Origin of the sequence: Klebsiella sp. MS 92-3 (assembly GCF_000195655.1) — a bacterium.
Lineage (GTDB): Bacteria > Pseudomonadota > Gammaproteobacteria > Enterobacterales > Enterobacteriaceae > Klebsiella > Klebsiella pneumoniae.
In genome coordinates, this window is record NZ_GL882773.1 from 1 (window position 1) to 15,073 (window position 15,073).

12 protein-coding genes are annotated in these 15,073 nt (G+C 60.7%); 4 read left to right on the top strand and 8 right to left on the bottom strand.

Annotation, left to right across the window (positions count from 1 at the left end):
- Positions 1-31 precede the first annotated feature (31 nt).
- From HMPREF9538_RS19390 to HMPREF9538_RS19380, 3 genes are all read right to left on the bottom strand, one after another.
- Complete coding sequence (locus HMPREF9538_RS19390) at positions 32-1,354, bottom strand: MFS transporter (protein WP_004150118.1); 1,323 nt, start codon at positions 1,352-1,354, stop codon at positions 32-34.
- Positions 1,355-1,625: 271 nt separating this feature from the next.
- The gene (gene yhjD / locus HMPREF9538_RS19385; protein WP_002921337.1) at positions 1,626-2,657 is read right to left on the bottom strand and encodes an inner membrane protein YhjD; all 1,032 of its coding nucleotides are present in this window, start codon (positions 2,655-2,657) and stop codon (positions 1,626-1,628) included.
- 106 nt (positions 2,658-2,763) lie between these two features.
- Positions 2,764-3,663: a LysR family transcriptional regulator gene (locus HMPREF9538_RS19380; RefSeq protein ID WP_004145179.1), complete on the bottom strand. Its 900-nt coding sequence runs from the start codon at positions 3,661-3,663 to the stop codon at positions 2,764-2,766.
- A 119-nt stretch (positions 3,664-3,782) separates the two neighbouring features.
- Between HMPREF9538_RS19380 and HMPREF9538_RS19375 the strand changes: the two genes are divergently transcribed.
- Positions 3,783-4,541: an SDR family NAD(P)-dependent oxidoreductase gene (locus tag HMPREF9538_RS19375; RefSeq protein WP_009484485.1), complete on the top strand. Its 759-nt coding sequence runs from the start codon at positions 3,783-3,785 to the stop codon at positions 4,539-4,541.
- A gap of 34 nt (positions 4,542-4,575) precedes the next feature.
- Here the strand turns inward: HMPREF9538_RS19375 and HMPREF9538_RS19370 are convergent, their stop codons facing one another.
- The 3 genes from HMPREF9538_RS19370 to HMPREF9538_RS19360 all read right to left on the bottom strand — a co-directional run bounded on the left by HMPREF9538_RS19370 (position 4,576) and on the right by HMPREF9538_RS19360 (position 8,216).
- Positions 4,576-5,109, bottom strand: coding sequence for a GNAT family N-acetyltransferase (locus tag HMPREF9538_RS19370; RefSeq protein ID WP_020317220.1), 534 nt, complete (start codon positions 5,107-5,109; stop codon positions 4,576-4,578).
- Positions 5,110-5,175: 66 nt separating this feature from the next.
- Positions 5,176-6,828: an alpha,alpha-trehalase gene (locus HMPREF9538_RS19365; protein ID WP_004150117.1), complete on the bottom strand. Its 1,653-nt coding sequence runs from the start codon at positions 6,826-6,828 to the stop codon at positions 5,176-5,178.
- Positions 6,829-7,067: 239 nt separating this feature from the next.
- Positions 7,068-8,216 carry an iron-containing alcohol dehydrogenase gene (locus HMPREF9538_RS19360; RefSeq protein ID WP_004889369.1) on the bottom strand — a complete coding sequence of 383 codons (1,149 nt, stop codon included), beginning with the start codon at positions 8,214-8,216 and terminating at the stop codon, positions 7,068-7,070.
- A gap of 126 nt (positions 8,217-8,342) precedes the next feature.
- Between HMPREF9538_RS19360 and HMPREF9538_RS19355 the strand changes: the two genes are divergently transcribed.
- The gene (locus HMPREF9538_RS19355; protein WP_002921273.1) at positions 8,343-8,966 is read left to right on the top strand and encodes a glutathione S-transferase family protein; all 624 of its coding nucleotides are present in this window, start codon (positions 8,343-8,345) and stop codon (positions 8,964-8,966) included.
- 53 nt (positions 8,967-9,019) lie between these two features.
- On the opposite strand, the gene gorA is transcribed toward HMPREF9538_RS19355, so the two are convergent.
- Together gorA and HMPREF9538_RS19345 are read right to left on the bottom strand one after the other, a co-directional pair.
- Positions 9,020-10,372 (bottom strand): glutathione-disulfide reductase, encoded by a 1,353-nt coding sequence (gene gorA, locus HMPREF9538_RS19350; RefSeq protein WP_002921271.1) that lies wholly within the window; start codon positions 10,370-10,372, stop codon positions 9,020-9,022.
- 72 nt (positions 10,373-10,444) lie between these two features.
- A complete protein-coding gene (locus HMPREF9538_RS19345; protein ID WP_002921269.1) occupies positions 10,445-11,287 on the bottom strand; it encodes a 23S rRNA (adenine(2030)-N(6))-methyltransferase RlmJ in 843 nt (280 codons plus the stop codon).
- Between the two features lie 193 nt (positions 11,288-11,480).
- Here HMPREF9538_RS19345 and HMPREF9538_RS19340 point away from each other — a divergent pair, with 193 nt between their 5' ends.
- Together HMPREF9538_RS19340 and prlC are read left to right on the top strand one after the other, a co-directional pair.
- Positions 11,481-12,752: an acid phosphatase gene (locus tag HMPREF9538_RS19340; protein ID WP_009484488.1), complete on the top strand. Its 1,272-nt coding sequence runs from the start codon at positions 11,481-11,483 to the stop codon at positions 12,750-12,752.
- A gap of 182 nt (positions 12,753-12,934) precedes the next feature.
- On the top strand, positions 12,935-14,977 hold the full coding sequence (gene prlC / locus HMPREF9538_RS19335) for an oligopeptidase A (RefSeq protein ID WP_020317218.1): 2,043 nt from the start codon (positions 12,935-12,937) through the stop codon (positions 14,975-14,977).
- Positions 14,978-15,073: the final 96 nt, after the last annotated feature.

A 15,073-nucleotide genomic window follows, 5' to 3' on the forward strand; every position in this document is an offset into this window, starting at 1 on the left:
GGGGGGGGGGGGGGGGGGGGGGGGGGAAGGATCACAACGACTGGTGGCGGGTCTCGTGGGTCAGCAGCAGGGCGATCAGCGTCAGCGCTGCCATCGCCGCCAGATAGGTGCCGACCGCCGCGAGACCGTAGTTACCCTGCAGCCAGGCGGCAATGTACGGCGCGACCGAAGCGCCGAGGATCGACGACACGTTATAGGAGAACGACGCGCCGGTGTAGCGCACCTCCGTCGGGAACAGCTCCGGGAGCAGCGCGCCCATCGGGCCAAAGGTCAGTCCCATCAGGCTTAAGCCCAGCAGCAGGAAGGCGAAGACCAGCAGCGGATTGCCGGAGCCCAGCAGCGGTTTAAAGGCGAACAGGGCGAACAAAATAATCATCGTGGTGATGATAATCATGCTCTTGCGACGACCAAAAGCGTCCGCCAGCAGGCCGGCGACAGGCACCATTACGCCAAAGCCAATCACCGCCATCATCAGCATCCACAGCACTTCGTTACGCGGCAGACCCAGGCCATTCGGCGCCGCGCCGGTGCTGAAGGTCATCGAGTAGACGGTCATGATGTAGAACAGGGTATAGGTGGCCAGCATGATGAAGGTGCCCAGCACCGTCACCCGGACGTGTTTGGTCAACAGGGTACCCAGCGGGATTTTGACCTGTTTTTTCGCCGCCGCCACTTTGGCGAAGACCGGGGTCTCATGCAGCGAGACGCGAACATACAGACCGATGATCACCAGCACCGCAGAGAAGATAAACGGCACGCGCCAGCCCCACTCCATAAACTGCTGGTCGGTCAGCAGCCAGGAGAGCAGCAGGAAGGTGCCGTTGGCGAAGAAGAAGCCGATCGGCGCGCCCAGCTGTGGGAAGGAGCCGTACAGGGCGCGCTTGCGCGCCGGGGCGTTTTCCGTAGCCAGCAGCGCTGCGCCGCCCCATTCCCCGCCGAGGCCAAGGCCCTGACCGAAACGCGCCAGCGCCAGCAGCATCGGCGCGACAATGCCAATGCTTTCATAGCCGGGCAGCAGGCCGATCACCACGGTGGAGATCCCCATGGTTAACAGCGAGGCCACGAGGGTGACCTTCCGGCCGACGCGATCGCCGAAGTGGCCAAACAGCGCGGAGCCGATCGGCCGGGCGACGAAGGCGATGGCGAAGGTGGCCAGCGACTGCAGGGTGGCCGCAGCGGCATCGCCCTGCGGGAAAAAGATATGCGGGAAGACGATGACCGCGGCGGTGGCATAGATGTAGAAGTCGAAAAACTCAATGGCGGTGCCAATGAGCGAGGCGACAACAACCTTGTTGCGTGAGTTGACCGGGGCGGTTTCCTGCGTGTTTTCGAGAGTGGTGGCTGTGGCTTGCATAGATCTTTCTTATTTTTGCGCGAACGAAAAGCCATATAGCCACAGCCACAGGGACATTTCAATCTGTAACAAACGCGGAAAATGGGCAAAAAAGAGGCAAAAAGCGGATAATTTTTACACCAGTAAAAATAGTTCTATGAAATGCTTCACACAATTAAAAAGATAGAGAATAAAACCAGTTTTGAGTTAAATAAAAGTTACATGCTGGATTTATCTGCTGAAATCAAGCGCGAGGATGAATTTTGCCTCTTTTATTCATCCTCGCAATACCTCAGCGGTGGGTTTTGCCCGGCATCCGCCGGTCGTCTTTATACTCCGCGGTGGCGATCCACGCGGCGCAGAATAGCGTCAGGCGGGCGAAGAAATAGAAAAAGGCCATCAGCCCCAGCACCGATCCGAACGCCGCCCCGGAGGGGGATTTCACCAGCGCCGGCAGTGTCCAGGTCATGACGATTTTTATGATTTCAAAGCCAATCGCCGCGATAAGCGTGCCGCGAAACAGGGCCTTGCGCCGCGGACGATGGCGCGGGAGGCGCCAGAAAATCCAGAAAAAGAGCAGATAGTTGGCAAAAATCGAGATGGCGAGGCCGATTAGCCGCCAGGCGGGTTTCAGCCATTCAATGTTGTCGAGATACAGCGCGGAGATAATCATCTGCTGGGCGGAGCCGGCGACGGAGGTGATCGACAGCGTAATAATCAGCGCCACCAGCAGACCGATCAGCGAGATAAGATCGCGGAAGTACTTTACCCAGATTTTCTCCTCGTCCTGCGGCCGGCGCTCCCAGACGTCGCGCGATTGAGCGCGGATCGCTTCGCGCAGGTTGCCCATCCAGTTAATACCGGAATAGAGGGCGACCAGCAGCCCGACCAGACCGACGGCGGTGCGCTGTTGCACCGCGGTGTTGATGGTGTTTTTCAACGTGGCCGCCAGCGTTGGGTCGCTGACGTTTTGCAGAATTTTGTCGAAAATGTCCTGCAGCAGGGTTGGGTGCCAGGCCAGCACGAAGCCGGCGGCGGCAAAGGAGACCATCAGGATCGGGATCATCGACAGGAACGAGAAATAGGTGATAGCCGCCCCAAACTGATTGCCGAGCCGGTCATTGAAGCGCTCTGCGGCGCGCAACAGATGGGCGATCACCGGGTTGCGCTGCACTTTGGCCGCCGTTCCGGTGACGGTCTTCAGCGCCTGGCTGGCTTTTTGCCCGACGGCGGTGTCATTAAGGGCCTCGAGCGTGCTTTTGCTTTTCTCCGGCTGCGTATCCGGTTCCTGTGGCGGGCGTCGATCGTCGTTTTCCGGCGTCATACGTAATTTCTTCCTTTTTTACAGCGAGATTCAGCAAAAAGTATACCTTAAATGCCGTATCCTGCAGGAATGCCTCTCCCCGCCGCCCGTTTTCCAGCCGCGCCGCTCAATCGACATACGCTTTCATCAGTCCGCCCAGCCACTCCATAAACAGATTTACCCGGCGGGAGAGATTGCGCCGGTGCGGGTAGATCAGCGAGACCGGCAGCGGCTCGGCGCGGTACTGGGGCAGGATCTCAATCAGGTCGCCGGCGCGTAACGCCTCGCGCACGCCGGTGCGTGGCACCTGAATAATCCCCAGCCCGGCGATACAGGCTGCCTGATAGGTTTCCGTACTGTTGACCGTCAATATGCCGCCGGTTTTTACCCAGCGCACCGCGCCGTCGATCATTACCTCAAAGCCGGGGGGACGGACCCCGAGGGTGCTGGCGTAGTGGATCAGGGCATGATCCGCCAGATCCTCCAGGGATTGCGGATAGCCAAAACGCGCCAGATAGTCCGGGCTGGCGCAGTTAATTTGCGTCAGCTTGCCCAGCGGCCGGGCAATCAGCCCTGAGTCTTTGAGCGCGCCGACGCGCACCACGCAGTCAAACCCCTCGCGGATCACGTCCACCAGCCGATCGCTGCTGCTCAGCTCCAGTTCGATGCCCGGATATTGCTGTAAAAAAGTCGGCAGATGCGGGATCACCATTTTTTTAGCAAAACCGACCGGCATATCCACCCGCAGCCGGCCGCTGATGCTCGCCGGATCGTGCTGGAACATGCCGTCCAGTTCGTCGAGGTTGCTCAGCAGATCTTTCGCCCGCTCGTAGTAGACCATCCCATCCTGGGTGAGCTGGACCCGGCGGGTGGTGCGGTGCAGGAGCCGCACGCCAAGATGGCTTTCCAGGGCCTGAATCTGTCGCGAGACGCTACCCTTAGGTAGCGCCAGGGTCTCGGCGGCGCGGGAGAAGCTCTCCAGGTCCGCTACGCGAATGAATAACTGCATTGCATGAATTTTATCCATGCCGATCGCCTATTGTTGTTGTTACTGAAACAGTAAAACGCAATATAGCGTATTTATTGTTGCATGAGCAGTTAATAAGCTACAACACAATCACAACGCAACCTGAAAGGGGTCTTCTGATGACACAACGTATCGCTTTAGTGACCGGCGGCAGCCGCGGTCTGGGTAAAAACGCCGCGTTGAAGCTGGCGGCAAAGGGAACCGATATTCTTTTGACCTATCACAGCAACCGCCAGGCGGCCCTCGACGTGGTGGCGGAAATAGAGCAAAAAGGGGTCAAAGCGGCAGCATTAGCGCTGAACGTCGGCGATTCCACAACATTCGACGCATTCACCAGCGAGGTGGCGCAGGTGCTGGCGCAGAAGTGGGGACGCACTACCTTTGATTATTTACTGAACAATGCCGGGATCGGCCTCAACGCGCCCTTCGCCGAGACCAGCGAAGCGCAGTTTGACGAGCTGATGAATATCCAGTTCAAAGGGCCGTTTTTCCTGACCCAGCGTCTGCTGCCTCTCCTGCAGGATGGGGGGCGTATCCTCAATGTCTCCAGCGGCCTGGCGCGCTTTGCCCTGCCGGGCTATGCGGCCTACGCCGCGATGAAGGGGGCGATGGAGGTTCTGACCCGCTATCAGGCGAAAGAGCTGGGCGGACGGGGGATATCGGTGAACATCATCGCGCCGGGGGCCATTGAGACCGACTTTGGCGGCGGGGAGGTGCGCGATAACGCCGAGGTGAATCGGCATATCGCCGCCCAGACTGCGCTGGGGCGCGTTGGGCTGCCGGATGATATCGGCGACGCCATCGCCGCCCTGCTCAGCGATGAGCTGGCGTGGATGAACGCGCAGCGTGTGGAAGTCTCGGGCGGGATGTTCCTCTGATCCTGACTGCCCCCAGCCTGTGACCGGCGGTGCGCTACGGCGCATCGCTCTCCCCACGCAGCCGACCGAACAGCCAGTCGTTGTGCCAGCGTCCGTTGAGCCAGTAGTTTTCCCGCAGCTCTCCCTCCAGCCGGAAGCCGGCTTTGAGCAGTAACTGCTTAGACGCCTCGTTGCCGGCGGTGACGCTGGCGGTCAGGCGGCGCACGCCGCCGGTGGTAAAGGCGTAGTCGCACAGCGCGCGCAGCGATTCGTAGCCGTAGCCCCGGCCCTGCGCCGCCGGGGCGAAGAGAAAGCCAACCTCGGCAATGTCGCGCTGATGATGCTGGTAGCCGGTCAGGCCGAGCGGGGTATGGGTCAGCCTGTCGCGCACCACCAGGCACAGCCAGTGTTCATCCCCGGGCGTCCACGGCGGCAGCCGCGAATCGAACGCCTCGCGGATGGCCGCCTGCGGTCGGGGATCGGCGACGTAGAGCATGACCTGCGGATCCTGCTGCAGGGAAAGAAAAAACGACCAGTCGTCCAGCTGCAGCGGTGAGCAGCGCAGGCGCGGCGTCAGAAGTTCAGGCATAAGCGTCGTTCCGGGCAGGGCGAATCCTCTGAACATAGCAGGAGAAAGCCGCCGGGAACAGCCCGACTAGGTTGGCTCACCGTACAGGCCAATCAGTCGGCGCACCACGCCGTTGGTCCAGCCAAAGCCATCCTGCAGGGGATACTCCCCGCCGCCGCCCTCATGGGGGACGCCGGTGGCAATATGGTATTTTTCAATCAGCTTGTGATGCTGCTTGTAAAAGTGGTTGACCGTCTGCAGCCAGCTCCAGGCAATCTCATCTCCCAGCGGATCCTGGCCGTAACGTTTAAATCCCTGGATCGCCATCCACTGCAGCGGCGCCCAGCCGTTGGGTTTATCCCACTGCTCACCGCTTTCGTATTCGGTGGCCATGATCCCCCCGGGGGTGAGCAGGCGGGCCCGCACCGCATCGGCAAGGCGTTCTGCCTGTTCGTGGGTCGCCAGGCCGACGTAAAGGGTGACGATACTGGCTGCGGAAAACAGCGCCAGCTGTTCACGGCGCCAGTCATAATCGCGGAAACAGCCGTTCTCATCATCCCACAGATAGCGGTTGACCGCCGCCCGCCGATCCTGGGCCTTCTGGCGGAAGGCCGTCTCCGTCTCGCGATCGCCCTTCAGGCCGGAGAGGTTGGCAATGGTCGTCTCCAGCTTGAACAGGAAGGCGTTCAGGTCGATGGGGATAAACTGCGTCGTGCGGATGCTGGCCAGCCGCGTGATATCCCGCAGCCAGCGGCTGGAGTAGTCCCAGCCGGACGCGGCGCCCGCCCGCAGGTCGCGGTATACTTCATTGGCGGGCCGCCCGGAGTGTCGGGCGGTCTCCACGTCTTCGCGCCACGACTCATCCCGCGGCGTGTCACGGTCGTCCCAGTAGCGATTGAGCAGGGAGCCATCCGGCATACGCACCACGTGGCGATACGCCTGGTGCGGGATCAACGACTCGGCGCCGTCCATCCAGAAGGCGTGCTCCATCTTCAGATGGTCCAGATAGCGCTTCGCGCCGCGCACGCCATCCTCTTCAAAGAGTTCGACCATCAGGGCGAACACCGGCGGCTGCGAGCGGCTGAGGTAGTAGGTGCGGTTGCCGTTCGGAATGTGGCCGTAGGTTTCAATCAGCCAGGCAAAGTTATCGGCCATGCATTTCAGCAAATCTTCCCGGCCGCTCTCCGCCAGCCCCAGCATGGTGAAATAAGAGTCCCAGTAATAGGTTTCGCTAAAGCGACCGCCGGGCACGATGTAGGCCTGCGGCAGCGCCAGTAGCGATGACCACGGGATATGATCCTGAGGCTCGCGGGTCAGCACCGGCCACAGCTTGTCGATGTGTTCTTTCAGGGTCAGGCTGGGGTCGGAGATATAGATGTCGCTCTGGCTCTCCGGCAGCCAGAAGTTGTCCTCAACGAACTGCCGCAGATCGAAGTCGGGCTGGCGTTTGACCTTGCGGTAGTTCCGCAGGATGTCCAGCGGATCGTGTTTCGGCGCGCAGTCGGGGAAGGTTTTGCTGTCCGCGAAAATGCGTGATTTCTGCACGTTGGTAAACAGCTCAAGATAGCGATCCGCCGGGGTGAGGGCATCAGACGCCGGAAGCCCCTCGATCACCTCAGGCTCCGGTTCAGCGTCTATCATCTCATCCAGCTTTAATTCGTACGGATCGGCTTCGTAGCAGGGATCGATGTCGATCCTTAACTCGTCGTCTTCAACGTGGCGTAATTTCTGGCTGAACATAGCGATACGGACCTCCGGATAGCGTGAGTTCGGGGCCGGGCATACCCGGCCTTGTCTATTAAGCGTAGACAGTCGCTTCGGTGAGTGTGAAGCAAACTGTGCGTGAGATCACGCTTTTCCGCCGAGAAGAAAAGCTGCCATTTCAAAGTACGCTGTTGATAAGTAATTAAAAATTGTACATTCTGGCGCAGATGAAATTCGGAGCATTCATTATGCAACAAAATTTTATCCCGGGGCGCTCACTCCCACGCCGCCTCCAGCATCTCCAGCAGCTGTTCGCCGCTCAGGCTGACCGGGTTGGCCTTCATCGATGAGGAGGTGCTGGCGGCCAGCGCCGCCGGTTCCAGCGCATCGCGCGCTACGCCGAGGTCGCGCAGGGTGCCAAGGCCAGCGCGATGGCTCCATTCCCGCAGACTGTCCCAGACCCGATCCACAGGGACGTCCAGCCCGTCGGCCAGCCAGCGGCGGACATCGTTAACGCGCTGGCGCAGGCCAGGGTCGTTGATCTGCGACTCATTGAGCGCCAGGCCAAACGGCAACAAACTGCCGCATAGGGCGCCGTGCGAGGCGCGGCTCAGGCCGCCCAGCGGGCCGGCGAGGCCGTGGATCACCCCCAGCCCGGCGTTCGCCAGCGCCAGTCCGCCGCACAGGCTGACCCAGGCCATCTCGTCGCGGCTGGCCGGACACTCTTGTTCCATCAGGATTTTTAGCGCGCGAATTCCCCGCGGGATCGCCTGCTGGCAGAGAGCATCGGTGAAGGGAGTGGCCCGGCTGCAGAGCCAGGGCTCGATCACCTGGGTCAGGGCGTCGAGGCCGGAGCTCAGGGTGATGCTCCGCGGCGCGTTGTCGGTTAGCGCCGGGTCGACAATCGCCAGGTCAGGCAGCATTCGGTCGTCGCGCAGGCTCACTTTCCGCTGCTGTTCCGGAACGTTGATCACCGCATTTTTGGTGACCTCCGCGCCCGTGCCAGCGGTGGTGGGGATCGCCACGAACGGCAGGGGACTGGCTTCCAGCTGACGGCCCGTTCCCACCACCTCCAGATAGTCGATCACCGGGCCGGCGGCGGGGACCAGCGCCGCAATCGCCTTACCGGCGTCAATCACCGCGCCGCCGCCGAGGCTGACCACCGCTCTGATCCCTTTCTCGCGCGCCAGCTGGACGCCCTGCTCGATATCGCTAAGCCAGGGTTCGCGACTTATCGCCAGCGTCGTGACCGCAAGCTGCAGCGCCTCCAGCTGCTGGCGGAGAAACGCCGCCCGCTGCGGGCTGGCGCCATGCACCAGCAGGATTGGGCCGCCCTGTTGCGCCAGCCAGGGGGCGGCGCTCTCGGCCTGACCACGGCCAAAACGAATATTTGCAGGCATCAAAACGGTAAAAGGGGTCAACATGTCGGGTTCCTTTTCGGCAAACAGGCTGGAATCAACTATACACATTATCCAGCGCTCTGCCTTGTTGCTGGCTGGCAATAGAGTAGAGTGAATGAACTGTCTTTTATGGCTGAGGAATCGCTGACGATGCTAACAATTCTGGGTAAACGCTCTTCAATTAATGTACGGAAAGTGCTGTGGACCTGCGAGGAAGCCGGGCTGGCGTACCAGCAGGAAGATTACGGCAGCGGATTTAAGCCCCTGGATACGCCTGAGTTTCAGCGTCTGAATCCTAACAGCCTGGTGCCGGTGTTACTGGACGATGACTTCGTGCTCTGGGAGTCGAACAGTATCTGCCGCTATCTGGCGCGCAAAGCGGAGCGCTGGGATCTGCTGCCCGCCGAACCGCAGCCCGCCGCCGAGGTGGAGCACTGGATGGACTGGCAGGCGACCGAGTTTAACACTGCCTGGCGCCATGCTTTTATGGGGCTGGTGCGTAAAGATCCGCGCTTTCAGGATCCGGTGGCGATTAAAGAGAGTATTGCCGCCTGGACCCACTGCGTGCGCATTGTTGAAGCGCAGCTGCAGCGTACCGGGGCGTGGATAGCCGGCGAGCGCTTCACCCTGGCCGATATCGTGCTGGGGCTGTCGGTGCATCGCTGGAAAATGACCCCTTTCGCCCATCCGGAGATGCCAGCCGTGGAGCGCTGGTATATGGCGCTCAATCAGCGCCCGGCGTTTATGCGCCATGGCAATAACGGCGTGGCCTGAGCATAAAAAAAGAAGCCCCTGGGGGCTTCTTTTTATCATCCGGCGATCGCGTCTTAGCGCATGGTGACGAACTCTTCTGCCGCCGTCGGGTGAATGGCGACGGTGTTGTCGAAGTCTTTTTTGGTGGCGCCCATCTTCAGGGCCACCGCAAAGCCCTGCAGCATCTCATCCATCCCGAAGCCGATGCCGTGGATGCCGACAATCTTCTCTTCCGGGCCGACGCACACCAGCTTCATGCGGCACGGCTGACGGTGAGAGGTCACGGCGGTATACATCGCGGTGAAGGAAGATTTGTAGACCTTCACGGCGTCGTCGCCGTACTGCTCGCGCGCCTGCGGCTCGGTTAAGCCGACGGTGCCGATTGGCGGATGGCTGAAGACCACGGTCGGGATGTTGCTGTAGTCCAGATGCTCTTCCGGTTTGTTGTTAAACAGGCGTTCGGAGAGACGACGGCCTGCGGCCACGGCGACAGGCGTCAGCTCAACGGCGCCGGTATTATCGCCCACCGCGTAGATGCCCGGCACGTTGGTGTTCTGGAATTTATCAACGATGATGTAGCCTTTATCGTTGGTTTTAACGCCCGTTGCCGCCAGATTGAAGTTGTCGGTCGCCGGTTCGCGGCCAATCGCCCAAATCAGGCAATCTACGGTCTGGCTGCGGCCATCTTCCAGCTCCAGCGTCAGACTGCCGTCGGCATTCTTCACCACCGCTTTCGGGATCGCATTGGTATGCAGCTGCGGGCCTTCGGCGTTCATCACTTCCACCAGGGTCTCAACGATCAGCGGATCGAAACTGCGCAGCGGCGCGTGTTTGCGCACGAACAGGTGGGTTTCGGCGCCGAGGCCGTTAATCACCCCCGCCAGCTCAACGGCGATATAGCCTGCGCCGACCACCGCCACGCGCTTCGGCAGCGCCGGCAGTTCGAAGAAACCGTCGGAATCAATACCGTATTCGACGCCCGGAATATCCGGGTGGCTCGGCCGGCCGCCGGTGGCGATCAGGATATGGTCAGCGGTGATGATCTCGCCGTTGACTTCCACGGTGTGGGCATCGACAAAGCGCGCGAAGCCTTTGATCACGTCGACTTTATTCTTACCCAGTACGTTGTCGTAAGAGGTATGAATACGGTCGATATAGGCGCTACGGCTGGCGACCAGCTTCTCCCAGTCAAAATGGTTGATGGTGGTATCGAAACCGTAGTCCGGGCCGTAAAGATGAATCGCTTCGCGGATCTGCGCCGCATGCCACATCACCTTTTTCGGCACGCAGCCGACGTTGACGCAGGTGCCGCCCAGCTCTTTGGCTTCAATCAGCGCGCACTTCTGGCCGTACATGGCCGCGCGGTTAATTGAGGCGATACCGCCGCTACCGCCGCCGATGGCGAGGTAATCATAATGTTTGCTCATGCCCATATGTCCTTAATCGTTGATTGCCGCGATTGTAGCGCGAGGCTTAAAAGGTTCCACCGATGGTTGCGATTACTCCGGTACGATCCAGCTGACGGTGGCGTGGCCGGTGCCGGTCGGAACCAGTTTGCTGTGCAGCCACGGCAGCACGTTATTCATCTGCTGCTCCAGCTTCCACGGCGGGTTGATGACGATCATCCCGGAGGCGGTCATGCCGCGCTGGTCGCTGTCCGGACGCACCGCCAGCTCAATCTGCAGGATTTTGCGGATGCCGGTGGCTTCTAACTCTTTGATCATGCGTTTGATTTGCGCGCGCAGCACCACCGGGTACCACAGGGCGTAGGTGCCGGTGGCGAAGCGTTTGTAGCCTTCGTTAATCCCGGTGACCACCGCCTGATAGTCGGTTTTAATTTCGTACGGCGGGTCGATCAGAATCAAACCGCGGCGCGATACCGGCGGCAGCTTGGCTTTCAGCTGCTGGTAGCCATCGGCTTTATCGACGCGCGCGCGGCTGTCTTTCTGGAATTCAGCGCGCAGAAGCGGGAAGTCGCTCGGGTGCAGCTCGGTCATCTGCAGGCTGTCCTGCTCGCGCAGCAGCTGGCGGGCAATCAGCGGCGAGCCCGGGTAGTAGCGCAGCTGGCCGTTACGGTTGAAGTGTTCTACGACCGAAATATACGGCTCCAGCTCTGCCGGCAGGTCGTCCTGCTGCCAGATGCGGGCGATGCCTTCAAGATACTCGCCGGTACGTTCGGCGTGCTCGCCGCTCAGCTGATAGCGGCCCGCGCCGGCGTGAGTGTCCAGGTAGAGAAACGGTTTTTCTTTCTCTTTCAGTGATTCAATGATCAGGCTCTGAACGGTGTGTTTGAGGACGTCGGCGTGGTTGCCTGCGTGAAAGCTGTGGCGATAACTGAGCATGGATGCAGAGATTCCGGGAAGTAAACAAGTTAACCGATAGTCTACCGCAGATCGGCCGAGATTACCGCTGCGCCGCCGCGCTGTTTCATTTCTGCCAAAAGCGTTGCAAAACATAACGCTGTCATAAAAACGTCAAACGGCCGCGCTAGCGTCGGATACAGGCAAGGTAATTATTTGAATAAAAGGAAAAATAATGAAAAGGCAACTCTCGCTGCTGGCCGTCGCGCTGCTGCTGGCGCAACCGGTTCTGGCTAAAGACATCCCGCTGAACAGGGCGGCGGCCCTCGCCAATAGCGTGACGCCGGCTGCCTCCAGCCAGGCGTATGACGATCTTGAGCAACAGGCGCTGGCGCAGCTACGCCACGCTCTGCAGGGGAATGCCGCCACGCTGACCCGCGATCGGCTGGCGCGCACCAAACAAAACCAAACTCAGGCCGATACCGCCTGGCTGAAGGCCAGCGGCTATGACTTCCAGACCCGGGCCAACCAGCAGGCGGGCATTGCGCTGCTGTCGGCGTTCAGCACCCTGCCGGAGACCGTCGTGAAGCAGAATCTGGCGACGGTGACCGCCATCAATCGCGACGCCGTGCAGACCACGCGCCGTCAGGCGCTGGCCGATGCGGAAGGCATTAGCTACCTCTACTTCCTCAGCGATGCGCTGGGGCCACGCCTTGGCAAAGCGTTTCTGACCGCCTATGACCAGGGCGCGCTGGGGAAAGCGGCAGCGTTGATCAAAGCCTCGGAGGTCAGCACCGGCGAGGCGAAAAAGCACTTCAATAATCCGCGGCCGTTTCTGGTGCAGGGCAACACCATTCACCTGGTGCCTGACGATGTGGTGGTGAAAGATAACCAGCCCTACACCGCCGACGGCGGCTCGTTCCCCAGCGGCCACACCAACACCGGCTATACCGATGCGCTGCTGCTGGCGGCGATGATCCCGGAGCGCTACGACGCGCTGGTGGCGCGCGGCGCCCGCTATGGCTACTCGCGCATCGTGCTGGGCGTCCACTACCCGCTGGACGTGATCGGCTCGCGAATGGTGGCCGAGCGCAACGTGGCCCACTATCTTAACGATCCGCACTACCGGGTATTATTTAACGAAGCCCGCGATCAGCTGCGCGCCGCGCTGGCGAAGGCCTGCGGCACATCGCTTGCCGAGTGCGCGAAGAGCAGCGTGAAAGACGATCCCTGGCGCGATCCGGCGATGCGTGATTTCTCTCGCTTCACCATGACCTACGATCTGCCGCAGCAGAAGGGTCCGCAGCCGCGTTTACAGGTGCCGGAGGGGGCGGAAGTGCTGCTGGAAGATGCCCTGCCGCATCTGTCAGCGGCCCAGCGTCGGGCGCTGATGGTCAACACCGCGCTGCCGGCGGGTTACCCGCTATCCGGCGCCACCCCCGAACAGCAATTCTGGCAGCGGCTGAATCTGTCGGCGGCCTGGGAGATGGCGCAAAAAAGGCAGTAATGTGGTTTCCGGCACGCTGCACTGCGTGTCGCGCTTTTCCGGCAACGGGCGGACTTATCGCAGCAATACCCAGGCTGACGCACCGCCCGTCATTGAAATTCCCCCAACTATCCCCCATTCTAGATCTCATGCATAAGCGCCGGACGCGCGCTTCATTCACCCTTTTCAACAGGACAGCGCATATGACCAATCCATTATTGACGCCTTTCTCCCTGCCGCCTTTTTCTGCGATCAAACCAGAGCACGTGGTCCCTGCGGTCACCAAAGCGCTGGAGGATTGCCGGGCCGCGGTGGAAAGCGCGGTGGCGCATGGCGCGCCGTATAGCTGGGAAAATCTTTGCCAGCCGCTGGCGGAAGTGGACGATGTGCTGGGACGCATCTTCTCGCCTGTCAGCCATCTGAATTCGGTTAAAAACAGCCCTGAACTGCGTGAGGCCTACGAACAGACGCTGCCGCTGCTCTCCCAGTACAGCACCTGGGTCGGCCAGCATGAAGGCCTGTATAAAGCCTATCGCGACCTGCGCGATGGCGATAACTACGCCACGCTGAATACCGCGCAGAAAAAAGCGGTTGATAACGCGCTGCGCGATTTTGAATTATCCGGGATTGGCCTGCCGCCGGAGGCGCAGAAACGCTACGGTGAAATCGCCGCGCGCCTCTCTGAGCTGGGCAACCAGTACAGCAACAACGTCCTCGACGCCACCATGGGCTGGAACAAGCTGGTGACCGATGTCGCCGATCTGGCCGGCATGCCGGAAAGCGCGCTGGCCGCCGCTCAGGCTCAGGCGCAGGCCAAAGAGCAGGAAGGGTATCTGCTGACCCTGGATATTCCGAGCTATCTGCCGGTGATGACCTACTGCGATAACCAGGCGCTGCGCGAAGAGATGTATCGCGCCTATTCCACCCGCGCCTCCGATCAGGGCCCGAACGCCGGGAAATGGGATAACAGCCCGGTGATGGCGGAGATCCTCGCCCTGCGTCACGAGCTGGCGCAGCTGTTGGGCTTTGACAGCTATGCGTTTAAATCCCTCGCCACCAAAATGGCGAAGGATCCGCAGCAGGTGCTCGACTTCCTCACCGACCTGGCAAAACGCGCCCGTCCGCAGGGCGAAAAAGAGCTGGCCCAGCTGCGCGCCTTCGCCAAAGCCGAGTTTGGCGTCGATGAGCTGCAGCCGTGGGACATTGCCTACTACAGCGAAAAACAGAAGCAGCACCTCTACAGCATCAGCGATGAGCAGCTGCGCCCCTATTTCCCGGAAAACAAAGCCGTTAGCGGCCTGTTTGAAGTGGTTAAGCGCATTTACGGTATTACCGCTAAAGAGCGTACCGATGTCGATGTGTGGCATCCGGAAGTGCGCTTCTTCGAGCTGTATGACGAACACAACGAGCTGCGCGGTAGCTTCTATCTCGACCTGTATGCCCGCGAGCATAAGCGCGGCGGGGCGTGGATGGACGACTGCGTCGGCCAGATGCGTAAACTGGATGGTTCCCTGCAGAAGCCGGTCGCCTACCTGACCTGTAACTTCAACCGCCCGGTCAACGGCAAGCCGGCGCTGTTCACCCATGACGAAGTGATCACCCTGTTCCACGAGTTCGGCCACGGTCTGCACCATATGCTGACCCGCATCGACACCGCCGGGGTTTCCGGCATCAGCGGGGTGCCGTGGGATGCGGTCGAGCTGCCGAGCCAGTTTATGGAGAACTGGTGCTGGGAGCCGGAAGCGCTGGCGTTTATCTCCGGCCATTATGAAACCGGTGAACCGCTGCCGCAGGAGCTGCTGGAGAAAATGCTGGCGGCGAAAAACTACCAGGCGGCGATGTTTATTCTGCGCCAGCTGGAGTTCGGCCTGTTCGATTTCCGCCTGCATGCGGAGTACAAACCGGAGCAGGGAGCGAAAATCCTTGAGACCCTGGCCGAGATTAAAAAGCAGGTCGCCGTGGTGCCGGGGCCGACCTGGGGCCGCTTCCCGCACGCCTTCAGCCACATCTTCGCTGGCGGCTATGCGGCAGGTTACTACAGCTACCTGTGGGCCGACGTGCTGGCGGCAGACGCCTTCTCACGCTTCGAAGAAGAGGGGATTTTCAACCGTGAAACCGGTCAGTCGTTCCTCGACAATATCCTGAGCCGCGGCGGTTCCGAAGAGCCGATGGAGCTGTTCAAACGCTTCCGCGGGCGTGAGCCGCAGCTGGACGCGATGCTGGAGCATTACGGGATCAAAGGCTGATTGCTACGTGAAGATCTGCTTAATTGATGAAACAGGCGCCGGGGGGGGCGGCCTCTTTGTTTTTTTCGCCCGCCCGGGGGGGGGGGGGGGGGGGGG